The organism is Actinomyces sp. ICM47 (assembly GCF_905369875.1).
Taxonomy (GTDB): Bacteria; Actinomycetota; Actinomycetes; order Actinomycetales; family Actinomycetaceae; genus Pauljensenia.
The window spans coordinates 1-20,785 of sequence record NZ_CAJPJE010000031.1 but is presented as its reverse complement, the minus strand read 5'-3'; the positions used below and the strand labels follow the sequence as shown (position 1 = coordinate 20,785).

Here is a 20,785-nt window from a genome sequence, read left to right as displayed (position 1 = left end):
CGGTCAGATTCGGATAGAGTCAAGCCCCGACCTCGTTCCCACGTATGGGGACGAGGTCGGGGTTCGTTTATACGCTCACGTGCAATGCTCGTCAAGTAACGTCTGCGACCGAAATATGCTGACCGCGAGGTTGACTTAGAATGGTGTTATGGTCGCTCGGGGAAGGACTTGTGAACGGTCCCTGAATATTTTGTTCGTGATCAACGATCTCTATACCCGTGGTAACGGCCTGGCTGCTTCTGCGCGGCGCACGATTGCGCTGCTGCGCGAGCGTGGCACCGTGTTCGCATCCTGTCGGCACCGCCGCGCGATGGGGATGATTGTGGTGTCGGTATGCCTGAGTATCCGCTCCCTCCCATGTCTGTTCCTGTTGTAGGATCCCTCATAGCCTCCCAGGGGTATGCCTTTGCGCGCGTGCGGCGCGCCCAGGTGAAGCGAGCGCTCCAGTGGGCCGACGTTGTTCATCTCGAGGAGCCTTTCTATCTGCAGGCTGTCGTTGCGCAGCTTGCCCGCCGGGCGGGTGTGCCCGCTCTGGCGACCTATCACATTCACCCCGAAAATCTGACGGCCTCGATCTACTTGGATCGGGCGCGCCTGCTCAACCGCATGATCCTTGAGCTGTGGAAGCGTGCCATCTTCAATCGGTGTTCGCTCGTGCAGTGCCCGTCTCAATCCGTCTGGGATCGTCTGGAGCCGCTTGCGCTGCGCCCCCCGCTCCTGCTTCTGTCGAATGGTGTCCCGCTGGGGGAGGGGGTCGATGGCGCGGATGCGCGTAGCGATGAAGGTGACTCGTCTGTTGTTCGTATCCTCGCCGTCGGGCGGTTCTCTCGGGAAAAAGACCAGGCGACCATTCTGCGCGCCCTGCGCTACAGCTCCCATGCGCGCTCTATTGAACTGGCCCTTGCCGGGCGCGGCCCGACCGAGCGTGCTCTGCGCGCCCAGGCCTCGGCTCTCTTGAGTGACGGTGTCATTACTCGCCCTGTGCGCTTTGCCTTCATGAGTGCGCCGGAGCTCGCGCGCGAGGCGTCTCGCTGTGACCTCTATGTGCACGCGGCGCGGATTGAGGTTGAGGGGCTGAGTGCTCTGGAGGTCCTCCGTCTGGGGGTCGTGCCTGTCATTGCGCGCGGTCCGTTGACGGCGACCAGCCAGTTCGCCCTCAGCGGGGACAGTATGTACGAGGCCGGGGATTCTCGAGCGCTCGCCCGCGCGATTGACAGGTGGGTTGAGCGGGGGCGTCAGGCGCGTGTGAGTGAGGGTGCGCGTTACCGCGGGCTGGGCGAACGGTATGACATTCGTGCTTGCGTTGACAGGCTTGAAGATGCTTATGATCGGTTAGTTTCTGCGGATGTGTCGCACGGGTGATGGTGCGTCGGGTGGGCAGCTATCCGCGTGGTTTGTCGGTAATTAGCATGGTGACTATGTGGCGCACTTCTTGTATAAGTGGTTAGTCAGCATCCTAATTTGTATGATGAATCCTGCGGAGGGTGAGTTCCAACTCAGCCGCCGCCCATTGACACCCCTCCCGGGAAGGACCAACGATGACCCTCCGCCACTACAGGCGAGCCCTCGCGGCAGCCACGGGAGCCGCGCTGCTATGCGTGAGCCTCGCCGCCCCCTCCCTGGCCGCCCCACACAGTGACACCGGCGACGCGGCGCTCACCACGGCCTCGGCAACCGACGAAGAGTCTGCCCCAATCAGCGTCGTTGCCACGCGCACCGATGCAATCGGCGACCCCCTGTACGTCGGTGATGTCGTGACCGTCACCTTCACCTACACCAACAACACCGACAGTGCACTCACCGTCTTCCCGGTCGACTCTAACCTGTCCGGCGTTCTCACGACCGGAGCGCCCAACTGCCGCTGGCACAACCTGGCCGCTCACACCACCAAGTCCTGCACCTCCGCCACGCACACGGTGACACAGGAGGACGTCGCGGCCGGGACCTTTACGCCCAGTGCCACGTGGGCGGCCACCCGTGACCGCAACGGCACCGACGTCATCGCCGGGAACTTCGTCTCCGCTACTGACCCCATTACCGTCGCCGCCGGGACTCGGCCCGCCGCCCCAGACCCGCTCGAGACCCCGACCGACTACGCCATCGGAGACAAGGTTCGCCTCGCGTCCCCCGGCCTCGCCGGCTTCAACTGTCACCGCATCCCCGCGCTGACCACTGCCACCAACGGCTGGATCATCGCCGCGTGGGACGGTCGTCCCGACAACTGCCAGGACGCGCCCCAGGCCAACTCCATCATCTACCGCATCTCCAAGGACGGCGGTAAGTCCTGGACCCCCATTCAGACCGCCCTCGCCGGCACCCCCGGCGCGGCCAAGGTCGGATACTCCGACCCCTCCTTCGTCGTCGACCGCACCACCGGCACGATCTTCATGTTCTCCGTGAAGTCCTACGACGCGGGCCTCTTCCAATCCCATCTGGGCACGGACCCCACGGCGCGCAACATCCTGCACGCCCACGTCGTCGAATCCCACGACAACGGCGAAACATGGGTCAACCCTCGAACCATCACCGACCAGGTGAGCGCCGGATACGAAGGAGCGTGGTTCACCCGCTTCGCGTCCTCCGGTGAAGGCATCCAGCTACGCTACGGCACCCACGCCGGACGCCTCATCCAGCAGTACGCCGTCGCCAACTCCGGCTCCACCTCCCTCATGGCCGTCTCCGTCTACTCCGACGACCACGGAGCGACCTGGAAACCCGGCACCCCCACCGAAGGCAGTGCGGACGAGAACAAGGTCGTCGAACTCTCCGACGGTCGCCTGCTCCTCAACTCGCGCACGCAAGGCACCGCAGGCCAGCGCTTGGAGGCTATCTCCTACGACGGTGGTCAGACCTGGGGTCCCTTCCGCCACAACTGGGACCTGACTGACCCGCGGAACAACGCCTCCATCATCCGCGCATTCCCGGACGCCCCCGAGGGGTCCGCACGCGCCCGTGTCCTGCTCTTCTCCAACGCCAACTCCTCCAGTGCTCGCGCCAACGGCACAATCCGCGTCTCCTACGACGACGGTTTCACCTGGAACGACGGCACGGTCTTCGAGAGCGGCGACATGGCTTACTCGACCCTTCACGCCCTCGCTGACGGCACCTGGGGCCTCCTCTACGAGTCCGGCGGCTACAAGAACATCGAGTTTATGCGCGTGGACGCCGCCTACCTTGGCCTGGTCGATCCCGGCGAAGATTCCGCTCCCGCCCCGCAGCCCGCGCCCGAACCCGCGCCCGAACCTGCCCCGGACCCCACACCGGACCCGCAGCCCGCGCCTGAACCTGCACCCGCAGTCAACCCCGCGCACTGGGTCAACACCGGCTCAGGGTGGAAGTGGCAGCTGGAGGACTCCACCTATGCGATGAACCAGACCGTCACCATCGGCGAGGCCACCTACCGCTTCGGTGCTGACGGCTACATGGTCACCGGCTGGGACAAGACCGACGGCGTGTGGAGCTACTACAACGCCTACGGTGCACGCGCGAGCGGCTGGGTCAGCGACGGAGGCGCCTGGTACTACCTCGAGCCCTCCACCGGGGCCATGGCAACCGGATGGACTCAGGTTGGAGGCACCTGGTACCTCTTCTCCGACACCGGCACCATGCTCACCGGCTGGCAGCATGCGGGCGGCTGGTACTACCTGGCACCCTCGGGCGCGATGGTCACTGGCTGGCAGAACATCGGCATCAGCTGGCACTACTTCGGTGACGACGGCCGAATGGCGACCGGATGGACATCCATCGCCGGACGCTGGTACTACTTCGCCCCCTCGGGGGTCTGGATCTGATCCGACACTGAGACATGGCCGGGGCCAGGGGAGCGTCAACGCCCTCCAGCCCCGGCCTCGTTCATGCCCCGTATGGGACACGTCACGGCGCAAAGAGACCACGGGTTGGACCCGTGCGGACGAGCGCGCGTGGGCGGGGGAAGATGGACGTATGACACTGAACATCGCAGTAATCCCCGGCGACGGCATCGGCAAGGAAATCGTCCCCGAGGGCCTGAAGGTCCTGGACCGCGTCCTGGCGGACAAGGGCGTCGACTACTCGACGACCCACTTCGATCTGGGTGCGCAGCGCTGGCACGCGACCGGCGACACCCTCACCGACGAGGACCTCGAGGCCATTAAGCGCCACGACGTCATCCTCCTGGGTGCGGTCGGTGATCCCTCCGTTCCCTCCGGCGTCCTCGAGCGCGGCCTGCTCCTCAAGCTGCGCTTCGCCCTCGACCACTACGTGAACCTGCGTCCCTCCAAGTACTACGAGGGCGTGCCCAGCCCCCTGGCTAACCCCGGCGACATCGACTTCGTCGTCGTGCGCGAAGGCACCGAGGGCCTCTACTGCGGCAACGGCGGGGCCGTGCGCGTCGGCACCCCGCACGAAATCGCAACCGAGGTCAGCGTCAACACCGCATACGGTGTCGAGCGCGTCGTGCGCTACGCCTTTGAGGCGGCCGCCTCGCGCAAAAAGCGCCTGACTCTCGTCCACAAGCACAATGTCCTGGTCAACGCCGGACACATGTGGCGCCGAATCGTCGACGAGGTGGGGGAGGAGTACCCCGACGTGCGCGTCGACTACTGTCACATCGATGCTGCCACCATCTACATGGTCACCGACCCTGCGCGCTTCGACGTGATCGTCACGGACAACCTGTTCGGTGATATCCTCACCGACGAGGCCGGGGCCGTCACCGGCGGCATCGGCTTGAGCGCGTCGGGTAACCTCAACCCCTCGCGTGAGTTCCCCTCCATGTTCGAGCCCGTGCACGGTTCCGCGCCCGACATCGCGGGGCAGGGGAAGGCCGACCCGACCGCGACCATTTCGTCGGTCGCGCTCATGCTCGACTTCATGGGATTCGCAGACGAGGCAGCACGTGTGCGCGCAGCCATCGACGCCGACATGGCGGCGCGAGCAGAGGCTGCGGCCAGTGGCAGCCCCCTCGTACGCTCAACCTCCCAGATCGGTGACGACATCGCCGCTCGCCTCTGAGCCGACATGACGAGAGGGCCGCTCCCCGGGTAGGGGAGCGGCCCTCTTTCTATTGGATTCTCGGAGTCGTAAGTCGACCGGGTGGATGATTCTAACGAGTGCCGATCAATGCCGGCAGCGTTGTGTGGGAGGCCCACTGCTCGATGTCAGCGAGCGCTGCACGTGCGCCAGCGCTACGCACTGCCTCGGACTTGGAAGCGAACAGCGCGGTATCGACGGCGAGCAGGTTCGAGGCGAGTGTGGCTGTGTCCAGGGAATCCAGCTCGCAACGCGGCGTACGCGTATCCGCAGCGCCTGCCTGCAGCGCGATATCAGCACGGACCAGCAGAGCACCCGACATGTCGTAAGTGTCCGTCTCGCTTAGAGTATCTGTGTCCGAATGCACCTTCGGGAGTGTGGAAGCCATGCAATCCCACATGGCGACGGCGTCGGAGAGCTCCTTCGACGACGCAAGATCACTGCCCGACAGAGTGAACGTTGAGGAAATCGAGGACTCGTTGTACGACTCGATATCCCAGCTCTGCACGCCCTTGGAGGAGGATGTGTTCACGCGGTCGTTGACAGCTGAAGCTTGGCTATCGCCCGCGTTGACATCGATCTCGTAGGCGCGCGCGATGGACACAGCATTGGCATAGCGGCCCAGCGCGGAGGCAGCCAGCGTGCGCGCCTTGTCGGATTGAGCGTCCTCCTCGGTAGCGATCTGCAGGTCGCGGGTGGCTGTGCGAGCCATCCATGATACGAACGCAGCCACATCGGTGGGGGCCTCGGAGACCGGATCGGGAGCCTCCTGGCCTTCGGGAGGCTTCCCTCCCCACGGATCCCAGAGGCCGCCAAGAGTCTCGAGACGAGTGTCGGAGGACGACGCAGCCGTACGTAGCGCGCTGGAACAGGGCTCGCACTCGGTCGCGAGTTCGGCGAGCTGCGTGGCTCGCGCGGACGCGGCAGCTTCCGTTCGCGCTGCTTGGTCGCGAGCTGCAGCAAAGCTCGTCAGGGTCGTCGACGGGGTGGACAAGGAACACGCGGATAGCGCGAAAAGCGCCGTACCGGTAGCAACGAGGCCGGGGATACGGCGTATGGTCATAGTCAGATTTGCGAATCGCACCCCCGCATCATCCCACACCCCCGGGTAGGATGGGTAACTGACCCGCGTTCGCGAGAAGAAAGATAGGCGTATATGGGATCGTCCACGACTGACGGACCGCTTCAGGAGCTGCTGGCTCCCGTGGTCGCAGCCTCGGGGCTCGAACTGGATTCGGTGACCCGCATGCGCTCCGACGCGATGCCGCTCCTGCGGGTCGTCGTCGAAGCCCCGATTGGTGCCGACGGTATTGACTCAGACACTCTTGCGGACGTGTCCCGCGCCGTGTCGAAGGCGCTGGACGCTGCCGATCCGATCGATGGTGAATACCTGCTGGAGGTCTCCACCCCCGGGGCCGAGCGCGAACTGACGAAGGTTGGCCACTGGATGCGGCAAATCGGACGCCTCGTGCGTATCAAGCTGCGCGCCGGCGGCTACGTCTCCGGTCGCGTCATCGACGCGGGCGAGACCAGTGCAACGATCGATGTTGACGGCGAAGCCACTACCATTGACTATCAGGACATGAGGAAGGCGCGTTCCCGCGTCGACTTTGGAACGGGGAAGTAGGAGACCATGGAAATTGATATGACCGCTCTGCGGATGGTGGAAAACGAGAAGGGCGTCAGCCTCGAAACCCTCGTTGACGCCATCGAAGAGGCACTGCTCAAGGCGTACCACAACCTGCCCGGTGCGATCTCCCAGGCCCGCATCGAAATCGATAAGAAGACTGGGCGCGTCACCGTCATGGCGATGGACGAGGACGAAGACGGCAACCCCATTGGTGAATTTGATGACACCCCGAAGAACTTCGGGCGCATCGCTCAGTCCACGGCGCGCTCCGTCATCATGCAGCGCCTGCGCGACGCTGACGACCAGCGTGTCTTCGGTGACTTCGCGGGCCGAGAAGGACAGATCATCACCGGCACCGTCCAAGCCCCGCGCCCCGGCCGCCCCACGATGGTTCAGGTTTCCGACGACTTCGAGGCCGTCTTGCCCGACGGCGAGAAGGTTCCCGGTGAGACCTACCGCCACGGCGACCGGATCCGCGCCTACATTGTGGGCGTCGAGCGCACTGAACGCGGGCCGCGCATCACCCTGTCGCGCACCCACCCCAACCTCGTCGCCGGTCTCTTCCAGCGCGAGGTTCCCGAGATTCAGCAGGGACTCGTCAAGATCAAGGCAATCGCCCGCGAGGCCGGCCACCGCACGAAGATCGCCGTGGCAGCCACCCGCGAAGGCATCAATGCCAAGGGTGCTTGCATCGGACCCATGGGAGCGCGTGTGCGCTCCGTCATGGCCGAGCTGGGTGGTGAGAAGATCGATATCGTCGACTACTCCGACGATCCCGCGCGCTTCGTTGCTAACTCCCTGTCGCCGGCCCGTGTGACCCGCGTCGTCGTCCACTCCGTCGACAACCGCACGGCTACCGCCATCGTGCCGGATTTCCAGCTCTCCCTCGCGATTGGCAAGGAAGGGCAGAACGCTCGACTCGCCGCGCGTCTGACGAACTATCACATCGACATCCACGCTGACACAGAAACCGGCGACGACGAGATCGCCTCGCGCGTCTCCACCCCCGACGACGTGACAAGTCGCTCATAGAAACTGAGATAAACAATCCCCTAGCTCGACTAAGCTAGGGGATTGTGTCGTATCCCCTGCCGCCTGAGCCCACCACAGGACCACAGCGCACCTGCATCGGATGCGGTACTCGCGCGCACAGAACTGCCCTCGTGCGGATCGTGCGTTCGCCCGACGGTGCGATTCACCTCGACCCGACGGCGACTCTTCCAGGTCGAGGAGCGTGGATCCACCCCGACGCGGGGTGCGTCCAGCGGGCCCGAACCAGACGAGCACTCGCTCGCGCCTTCCGAACAGGCGCTGTGACAGACACCGTCTGGGATGACGTGGGGGAGATGATCACCACCCAGTGATGGCCACGCGCCATCAAGGCCGAGAAGATGGAAGCGGGTTGGAAGCTGATGGGCACCCGATGAGTACCCAGCGATGAGCTGCCAGCAATATCAGTAAGGCGTCTCCACACCGGAGACGCTTCCGGAATGGAGAAAAGTGGCAAAGTTGCGTGTCCACGAGCTCGCCAAAGAGCTCGGAATCACCAGCAAAGAACTGATGGGTCACCTGAAGGAAGCAGGTGAATTCGTCAAGTCGTCCTCGTCCTCGCTTGAGCCGCCCGTCGTGCGGCAGATGCGCGAGAAGTTCGCGGCGGCGCACAAGAGCAAGAAGGCGGAGACCAAGCCCGCCCCCAAGGCACCGAAACCCGGAGCAGCCAAGCCTGCACCGAAGAAGCCCGTCGTTCCCCAGGCGTCGGCCCCGGAGGCCTCGGCCCCCGTCCCCGCGCCTAAGGCACCCACCCCGAAGGCACCCACGCCGAAGGCTCCGGCCCCCAAGGGTGCCGCGCCCAAGCCCGGTGCCCCCAAGGCTCCGGCCCCCAAGGGCACCGGACCCAAGCCCGGCGCTCCCAAGCCTGGTGCGCGCAAGAGCGAGACCGCTCCCAAGCCTCGTGGCAAGAAGCCTGCGGAGGGTTCGGCACCGAAGCCCGGTGGCCGCAAGCCCGCTGAGGGTGGTGCACCCAAGCCTGCGCCTCGTCGCAACGATACCCCGCGTCCGGCCCGCCCCGGCGCGCCGCGTCCCGGTGGCCCTCGTCCAGGCAATAACCCGTATGCCTCTTCTCAGGGCATGCCCCGTCCGGGTGGCTCCGGTAACGCTGGGCCTCGTCCCGGCGCGCCCCGTCCGGGTGGCTCTGGCAACGCTGGGCCTCGTCCCGGCGCACCGCGTCCGGGCGCGCCGCGCCCCGGCGGTAACCGCCCCAACCCGGGCATGATGCCTGGCCAGGCAAACTTCGCCCGCAACGCCGCTACCGGCAACAACACGTCCGAGCGCAGCGGTGGTCGCGGCGGTGGCCGCGGTCGCGGCGGTGCCCGTCCGGGTGCCGGTGCAGGCGCAGGCGCAGGAGCAGCCCAAAACAACGGCGGCGGTTTCGGTCCGCGCGGTGGTGGTCGCGGCGGTCGCGGCTCCACGCCGGGCGCATTCGGTCGCGGAGGCGGCCGCTCGCAGCGCGGACGCAAGTCGAAGCGCGCGAAGCGTCAAGAGTACGAGCAGCAGAACGCGCCGGTCATCGGTGGCGTCGCGATCCCGCGCGGTAACGGCGCGCAGATCCGCATCCGTCAGGGCGCGTCCCTGGCCGATCTCGCCGAGAAGATCGACGTTAATCCCGCAGCGCTCGTGACCGTCCTCTTCGCCCTGGGCGAGATGGCGACCGCCACGCAGTCCCTCGACCAGGACACCTTTGAGGCGCTGGGTGCCGAACTCGGCTACGACGTCAAGGTCGTCTCGCCTGAGGACGAGGATCGTGAGCTGCTCGAGTCCTTCGACATCGACCTCGAAGCCGAAGAGCTTGAAGACGCCGAAAACATGGAACCGCGCCCGCCGGTCGTCACCGTCATGGGTCACGTCGACCACGGTAAGACCAAGCTGCTCGACGCTATCCGTCACACGGACGTTGTCGACACCGAGCATGGTGGCATCACGCAGCACATCGGTGCCTACCAGGTCAAGGTCACGGCTGAGGACGGCACTCGCCGCCCGATCACCTTCATCGATACCCCCGGTCATGAGGCCTTCACGGCCATGCGTGCCCGTGGTGCCCAGGTCACCGATATCGCGATCCTCGTGGTCGCGGCCGATGACGGCGTCATGCCTCAGACGGTTGAAGCCATCAACCACGCGCAGGCAGCCGACGTACCGATCGTCGTCGCGGTCAACAAGGTCGATAAGGAAAGCGCGAACCCGGAGAAGATCCGTTCCCAGCTCACCGAGTACGGCCTGGTCGCCGAAGAGTACGGCGGCGACGTCATGTTCGTGAACATCTCGGCCAAGCAGCGCACAGGCATCCGCGAGCTGCTCGAGGCCGTCCTGCTGACGGCCGATGCGGCCCTGACTCTCGAGGCCAACCCGAACACGGACGCCCGCGGCGTCGCCATCGAAGCCAACCTGGACAAGGGGCGCGGTGCCGTCGCGACCATGCTGGTTCAGCGCGGCACGCTCCACGTGGGCGACTCCCTCGTGGTCGGCTCGTCCTACGGTCGCGTGCGCGCCATGTTCGACGACGCCGGCAACGACGTCTCCGAGGCTGGCCCGTCGACCCCGGTCGCGGTCCTGGGACTCACGTCGGTCCCGCGCGCCGGCGACTCGTTCCTGGTCGCTAACGACGACCGCACGGCCCGCCAGATCGCCGACAAGCGTGAGGCAGCCGAGCGCCAGGCCCTGCTGGCCAAGCGCCGCAAGCGCGTCTCCCTGGAGGACTTCGACAAGGTCCTGGCCGAGGGCGAGGTCGACACCCTCAACCTGGTCATCAAGGGCGACGTGTCCGGTGCCGTCGAGGCCCTGGAAGACTCGCTGCTGCGCATCGACGTGGGCGACGAGGTCGCGCTGCGTATCATCCACCGCGGTGTCGGTGCGATCACGCAGAACGACGTCAACCTGGCGACCGTCGACAACGCGGTCATCATCGGCTTCAACGTCCGTCCCGCCGAACGCGTGGCCGAGATGGCGGATGCCGAGGGCGTCGAGATCAAGTACTACAACGTCATCTACTCGGCGATCGACGACATTGAAGCTGCCCTCAAGGGCATGCTCAAGCCGATCTACGAGGAGGTCCAGCTGGGCACCGCGGAAATCCGCCAGGTCTTCCGCTCCGGCAGGTTCGGCAACATCGCCGGTTCGATCGTCCGCTCCGGCACGATCAAGCGCGGAACCAAGGCTCGCCTGGTGCACGACGGTGTGGTTGTGGCCGACAACCTCGAGATCGCCTCTCTGCGTCGCGAAAAGGACGACGTCACCGAGGTCCGCGAGGGCTACGAGTGCGGTATCACCCTGGGCTACAAGGACATCACCGAAGGCGATGTCATTGAGACCTGGGAGATGCGCGAGAAGGCTCGTGACTGATTCCGCAGCGTGAAGTATCGGGGTCCGAGTATGCTCGGACCCCGATCTTCGCACATCTAATGTTCTGACAAGGGCTTCAGTGCCCGAAAGGAGGGCGCGATGGCTGACGAGGCTCGCGTTCGTAAGGTGCAGGAGCGAATCCTGCAGACTGTCGCGTCGATGATTGGCCGCGATGTGAAGGATCCCCGCCTGGAACTCGTGACGATCACGGACGTGCGCGTGACGGGCGACCTGCAGCATGCGTCCGTTTTCTACACGGTGCTTGGCGATGACGAGCAGCGTGAGAAGGCTGCGCGTGCATTCGCTTCCGCGCAGGGCCTGTTTCGCTCACGCGTTGGCAAGGTCCTGGGGCTGCGCCTGACCCCGACGCTGGAGTTCATCCCGGACGCGCTTCCCGAGAGCGCGGCAGCCTTGGAGGATGCCCTCGCGAAGGCCAAGGCGAAGGACGAGGCGATTGCCGCCGCCGCGCAGGGCGCGACCTATGCGGGTGAGGAGGACCCCTACCGTCACGACGACGAAGAGGGCGAAGCGGACGAGAAGGATTGGGCCTAATCGCTCATGGCTCGTCGCCCCGATAACCCGTGCCCCGGCCTGCTCGTCATTGACAAGCCCGCTGGCATTACCAGCCACGATGTCGTTGCGCGTGTGCGACGCCTGGGCCACACCCGCAAGGTGGGCCATGGCGGCACGCTGGACCCCATGGCGACCGGGGTCCTCGTCATCGGTGTTGGTAAGGCAACGAAGCTCCTCACGTGGGTGAGTGGGCATTCGAAGGAGTATCTGGCGACGATCCGTTTCGGCATTGCGACCAACACGGATGATGCCGAGGGATTCCCCACGTCAGCGGTGGGGTGTACCTCCCTCAGCGAGTCCGACCTGGAGGCGGCGCTCGCGCCCCTGTGCGGTGACATCATGCAGGTTCCCACGACAGTGTCGGCGATCAAGGTGAACGGTAAACGAGCGTATGCGCTCGCCCGCGCGGGGCAGGACGTCGAGCTGGCGGCGCGCCCGGTGCGCATCTCGCGCCTGGAGGTTCTTGCGGCCCCGCGCATATCTGAGGTTTGCCTCGACGAGGCCGTGGTCCGGGAGAGCGCATGCGTTCCCGGGCCGGTTCGCGTCGTCGATGTCGACGTGGCTGTCGAGTGTTCGTCGGGCACCTACGTACGGGCCCTCGCGCGCGATGCGGGCGCGGCCCTGGGGGTCGGCGCTCACCTCACCGCGCTGCGGCGAACACGCGTCGGCGACTTCCCGCTTGAAGGCGCGCTCACCCTCGATGAACTCGCCGCCGCCGTGGAGGACGAAGGGGGTGGGGAACAGCCTGTTCTGCCCCTGATTCCCCTGGGTCGGGCGGCACTTACCATGTTCCCCGCCCTGCCCCTCACTGAGGCCGAGGCGGGTGCCTTTGCGCACGGCCAGGCCCCCCGACGTTCGCGCGAGCAACTCGCGCAGTGGGTTGCGCAAGTCGGCGATGCGCTGCCGATCACCTCGGAGGGGGAGGCCCCACCAATCGCGGCCACGTCACCGTCAGGTGAGGTCCTCGGCCTGCTGCGCATCGACGCTGCGCGCCTGCGGACCGTCCTGGTTTTTTAAGAAAGAGAGACAATGAACGTCTGGCAGTCCCTGACCGAGATCCCCGGCAACGAGGCCAGTGTCGTCACCATCGGTAACTTCGACGGCATGCACAACGGTCACAAGAAGGTCATCGCCACCTGCGTGGAGCGTGCCCACAAGCTCGGCGTCGACGCCGTGGCCATCACCTTCGACCCGCACCCGATTCAGGTGCATAAGCCTGAGGTGGGCCTCCAGCTCATCTCCCCGCTGCGTGACCGCCTCGACGCAATGGAGGCCGCCGGACTGGACGCCACTCTTGTCGCCCACTACGACAAGAGCGTCTACAGCCTCGAACCCGACGAGTTCGTTGACGAATTTCTGGTCGAGCGCTGCGGTGCCCGCGAGGTTGTCGTCGGTGAAGACTTCCGCTTCGGTCGCGGCAACGTCGGAACGATCGACACGCTGCGCGCCCTCGGACGCCGCTATGGCTTCGATGTCTTGACCGTTACCGATATCGAGGCACCCGAGGGACGCCGCTGGTCCTCCTCATGGGTGCGCGAACTCCTGGCTGCAGGCGATGTCTCCGGTGCCGCCCGCGTGCTCGGTCACCTGCACCGTATCCGCGGCACCGTCTGCCACGGCTTCAAGCGTGGTCGCACGCTCGGATTCCCCACAGCGAACCTCTCACAAGAGGTCGAGGGCGTCATCCCTGCAGACGGTGTCTACGCTGGCTGGGTCGTGCGTGCCGTCCCCGGCACCCAGTCCGCTGAGTTCCTGCCTGCCGCCATCTCCGTGGGCACCAACCCACAGTTCAACGGCGAGGAGCGCACCGTCGAGGCACACGTCTTAGGCCGCTCCGACCTGAACCTGTACGGCGAACGCATCGCTGTCACTTTCGTGTCGCGTATCCGTCCGATGCTGTCCTTCGATAACGTCGACGGCCTGTTGCGCCAGATGGACGACGACCTGCGTCAGACGGCTTCCGTCCTCGGTATCGGCGTCGCCGGGCGCGTCGACCCGGACTCAGTCACTGCCTCCTAACGCCTCCCCGGATCCATGCACCCGCCGGGGGTCCTGCCCCGCCTACGCATGCGGACAGATTACGGGGGAGAGGAGGAGGCCTTGCCCCCGACCGGCCAAATCGTTAGCTTCGTCGCTCACGAGGAGACTGACAACTCGGACGTGCTACTGTAGAAAAGCCGTACACCGGCCGCGGACTGTCAGCATCCGGGAGACGCCCGGATGCCCCGCGCAACGAATACAAAGGAGAAGCCTGTGCCGCTGAGCAAGGACGTCAAGGATCAGATCATCGCCGAGTACGCTACCCACGAGGGCGACACCGGTTCCCCCGAGGTGCAGATCGCGCTGCTGACCCGCCGCATCAAGGATCTGACCGAGCACTTCAAGACCCACACGCACGACCACCACTCCCGTCGTGGCCTGCTGCTGCTGGTCGGCCGTCGTCGCCGCCTGCTGGGTTACCTGGCTGACATCGACATCGAGCGTTACCGTTCGCTCATCGAGCGTCTCGGCCTGCGCCGCTGATTTTGGGCCGGCCCGCCTCCCATAACGGAGACGGGCCGGTTTTCACACGCCCGCCTCGGGCACGCCGTTTATTTTTCGCGCGCAAGCCGCCGGTTTTCGACAGTGGCCTCCGGAGAGTTGATCCGTGGGCTTCGATCGAAGGCCGAAGTGGAGCGCGACACCAACAAACCAAGGAGAAACGCCCCATGATGGAAGGCTCTGACATCATCGCCGCAGAGGCGATTATCGATAACGGCCGTTTCGGCAAGCGCGTCGTGCGCTTCGAAACCGGCCGTCTCGCCAAGCAGGCCGCCGGCTCTGCTCTGGCCTACCTGGATGATTCCACTACCGTTCTGTCCGCCACGACCGTTGGCAAGAACCCCAAGGACCAGTTCGATTTCTTCCCGCTGACCGTTGACGTTGAAGAGCGTCAGTACGCCGCGGGGCGCATCCCCGGTTCCTTCTTCCGCCGCGAAGGCCGCGCGGGCACCGAGGCCATCCTGGCTGCCCGCCTCATTGATCGCCCGCTGCGTCCCGGCTTCGTCAAGGGCCTGCGTAACGAGGTTCAGGTCGTCGAGACCGTCCTGACGATCGATCCGGATGACGCCTACGACGTTCTGGCGATCAACGCCGCCTCCATGTCCACCCAGATCGCTGGCCTGCCGTTCACCGGCCCGATCGGTGGCACTCGCCTGGCCCTGATCGACGGCCAGTGGGTCGCGTTCCCGCGCTGGAGCGAGCTTGAGCGTTCCGTGTTCAACATCGTTGTCGCGGGCCGCATCGTCACCAAGGAGGATGGCTCCGAAGACGTCGCGATCATGATGGTCGAGGCCGGCGGCGGCAAGAACGAGTGGGAACTCATTCAGGCTGGCGCTACCGCCCCCACCGAAGATGTTGTGGCCGACGGCCTCGAAGCTGCAAAGCCCTTCATCAAGGCCCTGTGCGAGGCTCAGATCAAGGTTGCCGAGAAGGCCTCCAAGGAGACCGCCGACTTCCCGCTGTTCCTGGACTACACCGACGAGGAATACGCCGCTGTCGAGGAATACGCCGCCGAGAAGGTCGCTCAGGCGCTGCTGACCGAGGGCAAGCTCGCCCGCGACGAGGCCGTGGATGCCGTCAAGGAAGAGATGCTCGGTGCCCTGGCCGAGCGCTTCCCCGAGTCGGAGAAGGCCCTCAAGGCCGCGTTCCGTTCGCTCGAGAAGGCCACGATCCGTAATCGCACCCTGCGTGAAGAGATCCGCATGGATGGCCGTACCCCGCGCCAGATCCGTTCTCTCTCCGCCGAGGTTGAGGTCCTGCCCCGCGTGCACGGCTCCGCCCTGTTCCAGCGCGGTGAGACCCAGATCCTGGGCGTGACCACCCTGGCCATGCTGCGCATGGAGCAGCAGATCGACAACCTGTCGCCCATCAATTCCAAGCGCTACATGCACCAGTACAACTTCCCCCCGTTCTCCACGGGCGAGGTTGGCCGCGTCGGCTCCCCGAAGCGCCGCGAGATCGGCCACGGTGACCTGGCCGAGCGTGCCCTGGTTCCCGTCCTGCCCTCGCGCGAGGACTTCCCCTACGCGATCCGTCAGGTCTCCGAGACCATGGGTTCTAACGGCTCGTCCTCGATGGGATCCGTGTGTGCCTCGACCCTGTCCCTCCTTCAGGCCGGCGTGCCGCTGCGCGCCCCCGTCGCGGGCATCGCGATGGGTCTCATGACCGGTGAGGTCGATGGTCAGTTCAAGGCCGTCACCCTGACCGACATCCTGGGTGCCGAGGACGGCTTCGGCGACATGGACTTCAAGGTTGCCGGTACCCGCGACTTCATCACGGCCCTGCAGCTGGACACCAAGCTTGACGGCATCGACTCCCAGGTGCTGCGCGCTGCGCTGGCCCAGGCACGCGACGCCCGCCTGGCGATCCTCGACCTGATCAACCAGGCGATCGACGGTCCGGATGAGATGAGTCCGAACGCTCCTCGTATCATCACCGTCAAGGTTCCCGTCGACAAGATCGGCGAGGTCATCGGTCCCAAGGGCAAGATGATCAACCAGATCCAGGACGAGACCGGCGCTGACGTCACCATCGAGGACGACGGCACCGTCTACATCGCCTCCTCCGACGGTGCCTCCGCCGAGGCCGCCCGCACGATGGTCAACCAGATTGCGAACCCGCAGATGCCCGAGGTCGGCGAGCGCTTCGTCGGCACGGTCGTCAAGACCACGTCGTTCGGCGCCTTCGTGTCGCTGACCCCCGGTAAGGACGGCCTCCTGCACATCTCGCAGGTTCGTCGCCTCGTGGGCGGTAAGCGCATCGACTCCGTGGACGATGTCCTGCAGGTCGGCCAGCAGGTCGAGGTCGAGATCAACGAGATCGGCGACCGCGGCAAGCTGAGCCTGCACGCCGTCATCGACGGTGAGGCTGGCGAGCTGGAGGCCCCCGAGGGTGAGTCTTCCGAGCCGCGTCGCGAGTGCCGTGACCGTTCTGAGCGCCGCGAGCGCCGTCCCCGTACCCGCACCCGTCGTCGTCGCGATGACGAGCGTGAGGAAGGCGCGTCTGAGGAGTGAGTAGCTCCCGATAGCTGACAGTGACCGGTGGCCGGGATGGAGCGCGTGCTCCATCCCGGCCACCAGCCCTTGTGCGGCTACACTGTGAACGTTTCGTGCCAATCCCCCGACCCGCGGGGACGCAAGAGGAGAAGAATGACGCCTAAGCCGCTGCCGCTCGACGAGACCCGCCTGTCCATCGAGGACGGTGACACGCGCATCGAGCGCACAATCCTGGGGGCTGGGACGCGTGTGCTGACCCAGACGATTCCCGCGACGAAGAGTGCGGGCGTGTCCCTGTGGGTACCTGTGGGCTCGCGTGATGAGGGATCGCGCACGGCGGGGTCCACTCACTTCCTCGAGCATCTCCTCTTCAAGGGCACGAATAAGCGTTCGGCTCTTGACATCGCTGTCGCCTTTGACAGCGTCGGTGGCGAGTCCAACGCCGAGACTGCTCGCGAGCACACTGCGTACTGGGCGCGCGTTCGCGACGCCGACCTGGACATGGCCATTGAGACGCTTGCCGACATGGTCACCGACTCGCGCCTGGACGAGGATGATTTCGCGATGGAGCGCGGCGTCATCCTCGATGAGCTGGCGATGGGGGAGGACTCGCCTACGGAAACCGTTCACGAGGCCTTCCAGCTGGCCGTCCACGGCGACCGTCCCATTGGCCGTCCCGTCGGCGGCACCTCCCAGGCGATTCGCGAGGTCGGCCGCTCTGACGTGTGGGAGCACTACCAGTCCCACTACTCGCCCTCCTCGCTTATCGTCGCAGCCGCCGGCCACGTCGACCACGACCACATCGTCGAGCGCGTCCAGGCCGCCCTGGAGGCATCCCCCTGGGATCACGCGAGCGCGGCCGCGCCCCGGCCTCGTCGATCAACGACCGCGACGCCCATCGCCGACCACGAGAAGGACATCACGCGACAGCGCGACGTCACGCAGGCGCACGTCCTCATCGGTTGTGAAGGCTTGTCGGCCACTGATCCGCTGGGTCCCACGATGAGTGTGCTGCTCTCGATCCTTGGCGGGTCCATGTCCTCGCGCCTCTTCCAGGAGGTGCGCGAAAAGCGTGGCCTGGCTTATACGACCTACGCCTACGACGTCGCTTACTCCGACACGGGTACCTTCGGGATGTACGCGGGCTGCAGCCCCGACAAGGTCGACGAGGTTGAGACCATCATGCGCGCTCAGCTGGAGGACCTGGCCGCGGACGGCCCGACCGAGGAGGAGATGACGCGCGTGCGCGGGCAGGTCCGCGGAGGCGTCGTCCTGGGCCTGGAGGACAACTGGTCGCGCATGATGCGACTGGGCCGCTCGGAGATCGTCGGGCGCTACCGTCCCATCGACGAGTCGTTGGCCGAATTCGACTCGGTGGGCGCGCATGACGTTCGCGCCCTGGCCGCCTCCCTTATCGCCAAACTGGACTGCCGCGCGCTGGTCCTGCCCCAGGACTGAGTCGTGAGAATCCCCGCCCGCTGCCCGGGTGCGGGGCATAGCCTTGACACTAAGCAACCCTTTCAGAAGGAGACAATGATGATTCGCGTGGCAGTGACCGGAGCTAAGGGCCGCATGGGCTCCACCGTCGTGGCGGCCGTGACCGGTGCCCCCGATATGGAGGTCGTCGCTCAGCTGGATGCAGGTGATCCGATCACCAAGAAAACCGTTAACGGCGCGCAGGTCGCCGTCGACTTCTCGGTTCCTGGAGTCACCGAGGCGAACGTGCACGCGCTCCTTGACGCCGGTGTGGATGTCGTCGTGGGCACGACGGGGTGGACCGAGGAGTCCTACGCGCGCGTGCGCACTCATGCGCAGGAGGCGGGGCGCGCCGTCCTGATTGCCCCGAACTTCGCGATGGGCGCGGTGCTGTCCATGAAGTTTGCTGCCATGGCCGCCCCCTACTTCGAGTCCGCCGAGGTCATCGAGATGCACCACCCGGGCAAGGTGGACGCCCCCTCGGGCACGGCGGTGGCCACCGCGCGCGGCATCGCTCGCGCACGCGCCGAGGCTGGCCTGGGCGACATGCCCGACGCCACCGAGATGGACGAACTGGGCAGCCGAGGCGGTCGCGTCGACGGCGTCCCGGTGCACGCCGTGCGCCTGCGCGGCCTGACTGCCTCCGAGGAGATCCTCCTGGGCAACGAGGGCGAGCAGCTGGTCATCCGCACAGACTCCTTCGACCGAGTGTCCTTCATGCCCGGCGTTCTCCTGGGCGTGCGCCGCGTGATTGGCCGGACTGGCCTGACGATCGGTCTTGATCAGGTCATGGGCCTGTGAACGCTGCCCCGGACCGTTCTGTGAGGCCCGCCCAGCGCGGCGACGAAGGTGCCATTGCTCGTCTGCAGGTCGGTGCCTGGCGTGCCCTCATGGGAGAGGACGCCCTGGCGTCCCAGGGCGTCACCGAGGAGCTGCTCGCCCGCCGCTGGGAGGCCACCCTGTCCGCCCCCTCTCCCGCGGGCAGTGCACTCCTCGTCGCGCTGCACGCCAACACCATCGTCGGCTTTGCCCTGGCAGGGCCGGACGAGGCCGTGGACACCTCCTCCGGGCACGGTTCCGCGGGGGAGGGGAGCGAGAGGGCGACCCAGGTTTACGAGCTTGTCGTAGACCCGAACTTCCGGCGCGCCGGACACGCCTCGCGCCTCCTGGCAGCCGTCGCGGACCTGACCAGCGGCGTGCTGCACGTGTGGATCGGCGCGGACGATGAGGAACGTCAACGTTTCTACACCTCGGCGGGCTTTGCCCCCTCGGGGGGCGTGCGCACGCTCGGTGATCAGGCCCAGCACATGTGGTGGGCGCGCCGCGACTAAGGACCCACGACGGGCGGGAGGCATGGCGAGCCTCCCGCATCGTGGACTCTCCTTACGAACCGGCGGAGGCCTCGTTACGTGGCGAGTGCGTAAGATGGGGGCATGACGAATATTCCTCCTCGCCGATTCGGTTCCCTGGCCGCCGCCATGGTCACCCCCATGACCGAGGCCGGCGACATCGACCTGCCCTCTGCCCAGCGCCTCGCGATCAAGCTCGTTGACGAAGGGTGCGACACGATCCTCCTGTCCGGTACGACGGGCGAGTCGCCGACGACACACCAGCCCGAAAAGAATGACCTCACCGACGCGGTTCGCGAAGCCGTCGGAGACCGTGCCTTCATCCTGTGCGGCGCCTGCTCCAACGACACAGCACACGCCGTGCGCATCGGTGAAGGTGCCCAGGAACACGGCGCGGACGGTCTGCTGATCGTGTCCCCGTACTACAACCGTCCCTCCCAGGAAGGCCTGCGCGCCCACGTGCGCGCCGTCACCGACGCTGTCGACCTGCCCGTCATGCTCTACGACATTCCCGGCCGCACCGGCATCGCCTTCTCCGACTCCACCCTTGACATCCTCGCCCAGCACCCGCGTATCCTCGGGGTCAAGGACGCCACCGGCGACGTCGAGACAGGCGTGGAGCGCATGCACCGCACCGGCCTGGAGTACTACTCGGGCGACGACGGCCTGAACTTCGCGTGGATGACAGGCGGAGCCTCCGGCTTCATCTCCGTCGTGACCCACGTGGCCTCTGCTCACTACCGCCGCATGATCGAGCTGCTCGACACCGACCAGGTGTGGGAGGCCCGCGAGCTCTCCTACTCGCTGCGCCCCCTCGTCCACGCCATCATGGGCGGCGGGCAGGGGGCCGTTATGGCCAAGGAGGCCCTGCACCTCCAGGGACGCCTGCCCAGCCCCGCCCTGCGCCTGCCCCTCGTGCGCGCCGAGGAGGCCGAGGTCGCCGCCCTGCGTGTGGTCCTGGCAGCCTCCGGACTGCTCTGAGAACCGGCAGGACACGCTCGCTATGCGCATGTGGTCGGTGCACCCGAGCCACCTGGACCGTGCGGGCCTGGTGGCCTGCTGGCGCGAGTCACTCCTGGCCCAGGCGGTCCTGGCCGGGCGCACCCGCGGCTACCGCAACCACCCCCAGCTCGAACGCTTCCGCGCCGTTCCTGATCCGGTCACTCCGGCGGTGGCGGTGGGCGCCTATCTGTGGGGGCTGCGCGAGGAGGCCGTCCGGCGCGGCTACCGCTTCGACGCCTCCCGCATCGACCTGCCTGAGCCGGAGTGCACCGGCGTCAGCCTGACGGTCACCGAGGGGCAGCTGGAACTGGAGC

General features: G+C 66.2%; 19 protein-coding genes. 18 read left to right on the top strand and 1 reads right to left on the bottom strand.

Features of this window, described 5'->3' with window-relative positions; translation table 11 throughout:
• The first annotated feature begins 196 nt into the window (after positions 1-196).
• From QZ149_RS06965 to QZ149_RS06950, 4 genes are all read left to right on the top strand, one after another.
• On the top strand, positions 197-376 hold the full coding sequence (locus QZ149_RS06965) for a hypothetical protein (protein WP_291450614.1): 180 nt from the start codon (positions 197-199) through the stop codon (positions 374-376).
• The gene (locus QZ149_RS06960) at positions 292-1,362 is read left to right on the top strand and encodes a glycosyltransferase (protein ID WP_291450616.1); all 1,071 of its coding nucleotides are present in this window, start codon (positions 292-294) and stop codon (positions 1,360-1,362) included. Before QZ149_RS06965 ends, QZ149_RS06960 begins: the two co-directional genes overlap by 85 nt.
• Positions 1,363-1,538: 176 nt before the next feature.
• Positions 1,539-3,791: an exo-alpha-sialidase gene (locus QZ149_RS06955; RefSeq protein ID WP_291450612.1), complete on the top strand. Its 2,253-nt coding sequence runs from the start codon at positions 1,539-1,541 to the stop codon at positions 3,789-3,791.
• Between the two features lie 151 nt (positions 3,792-3,942).
• Entirely contained in the window at positions 3,943-4,992 is a 1,050-nt protein-coding gene (locus QZ149_RS06950; protein ID WP_291450610.1) for a 3-isopropylmalate dehydrogenase, read from the top strand.
• A gap of 91 nt (positions 4,993-5,083) precedes the next feature.
• On the opposite strand, the gene QZ149_RS06945 is transcribed toward QZ149_RS06950, so the two are convergent.
• Entirely contained in the window at positions 5,084-6,073 is a 990-nt protein-coding gene (locus QZ149_RS06945; protein ID WP_291450609.1) for a hypothetical protein, read from the bottom strand.
• Positions 6,074-6,166: 93 nt separating this feature from the next.
• Between QZ149_RS06945 and rimP the strand changes: the two genes are divergently transcribed.
• The 14 genes from rimP to QZ149_RS06875 all read left to right on the top strand — a co-directional run.
• Positions 6,167-6,637 carry a ribosome maturation factor RimP gene (gene rimP, locus QZ149_RS06940; protein ID WP_291450608.1) on the top strand — a complete coding sequence of 157 codons (471 nt, stop codon included), beginning with the start codon at positions 6,167-6,169 and terminating at the stop codon, positions 6,635-6,637.
• A 6-nt stretch (positions 6,638-6,643) separates the two neighbouring features.
• The gene (gene nusA / locus QZ149_RS06935; protein ID WP_009647845.1) at positions 6,644-7,672 is read left to right on the top strand and encodes a transcription termination factor NusA; all 1,029 of its coding nucleotides are present in this window, start codon (positions 6,644-6,646) and stop codon (positions 7,670-7,672) included.
• A gap of 44 nt (positions 7,673-7,716) precedes the next feature.
• Positions 7,717-8,004, top strand: a complete 288-nt coding sequence (locus tag QZ149_RS06930) for a YlxR family protein (RefSeq protein WP_291450605.1) — start codon at positions 7,717-7,719, stop codon at positions 8,002-8,004.
• Positions 8,005-8,140: 136 nt separating this feature from the next.
• The gene (gene infB / locus QZ149_RS06925; RefSeq protein ID WP_291450604.1) at positions 8,141-11,035 is read left to right on the top strand and encodes a translation initiation factor IF-2; all 2,895 of its coding nucleotides are present in this window, start codon (positions 8,141-8,143) and stop codon (positions 11,033-11,035) included.
• 99 nt (positions 11,036-11,134) lie between these two features.
• The gene (gene rbfA / locus QZ149_RS06920; protein ID WP_009647302.1) at positions 11,135-11,587 is read left to right on the top strand and encodes a 30S ribosome-binding factor RbfA; all 453 of its coding nucleotides are present in this window, start codon (positions 11,135-11,137) and stop codon (positions 11,585-11,587) included.
• A gap of 6 nt (positions 11,588-11,593) precedes the next feature.
• The gene (gene truB / locus QZ149_RS06915) at positions 11,594-12,625 is read left to right on the top strand and encodes a tRNA pseudouridine(55) synthase TruB (RefSeq protein WP_291450603.1); all 1,032 of its coding nucleotides are present in this window, start codon (positions 11,594-11,596) and stop codon (positions 12,623-12,625) included.
• Positions 12,626-12,637: 12 nt separating this feature from the next.
• A complete protein-coding gene (locus QZ149_RS06910; RefSeq protein WP_291450602.1) occupies positions 12,638-13,627 on the top strand; it encodes a bifunctional riboflavin kinase/FAD synthetase in 990 nt (329 codons plus the stop codon).
• A gap of 234 nt (positions 13,628-13,861) precedes the next feature.
• Positions 13,862-14,131: a 30S ribosomal protein S15 gene (rpsO, locus tag QZ149_RS06905; protein WP_007587851.1), complete on the top strand. Its 270-nt coding sequence runs from the start codon at positions 13,862-13,864 to the stop codon at positions 14,129-14,131.
• Positions 14,132-14,316: 185 nt separating this feature from the next.
• Positions 14,317-16,662 (top strand): polyribonucleotide nucleotidyltransferase, encoded by a 2,346-nt coding sequence (locus QZ149_RS06900; RefSeq protein WP_291450601.1) that lies wholly within the window; start codon positions 14,317-14,319, stop codon positions 16,660-16,662.
• Positions 16,663-16,797: 135 nt separating this feature from the next.
• The gene (locus tag QZ149_RS06895; protein WP_291450600.1) at positions 16,798-18,102 is read left to right on the top strand and encodes a pitrilysin family protein; all 1,305 of its coding nucleotides are present in this window, start codon (positions 16,798-16,800) and stop codon (positions 18,100-18,102) included.
• A gap of 78 nt (positions 18,103-18,180) precedes the next feature.
• A complete protein-coding gene (gene dapB, locus QZ149_RS06890; protein ID WP_291450615.1) occupies positions 18,181-18,921 on the top strand; it encodes a 4-hydroxy-tetrahydrodipicolinate reductase in 741 nt (246 codons plus the stop codon).
• The gene (locus QZ149_RS06885; protein WP_291450599.1) at positions 18,918-19,451 is read left to right on the top strand and encodes a GNAT family N-acetyltransferase; all 534 of its coding nucleotides are present in this window, start codon (positions 18,918-18,920) and stop codon (positions 19,449-19,451) included. The genes dapB and QZ149_RS06885 overlap by 4 nt, the downstream gene beginning before the upstream one ends.
• A 102-nt stretch (positions 19,452-19,553) precedes the next feature.
• On the top strand, positions 19,554-20,450 hold the full coding sequence (dapA, locus tag QZ149_RS06880; RefSeq protein ID WP_291450598.1) for a 4-hydroxy-tetrahydrodipicolinate synthase: 897 nt from the start codon (positions 19,554-19,556) through the stop codon (positions 20,448-20,450).
• Positions 20,451-20,472: 22 nt separating this feature from the next.
• The coding region (locus tag QZ149_RS06875) for a pyrimidine dimer DNA glycosylase/endonuclease V (RefSeq protein ID WP_291450597.1) at positions 20,473-20,785 on the top strand (313 nt) is incomplete at its 3' end.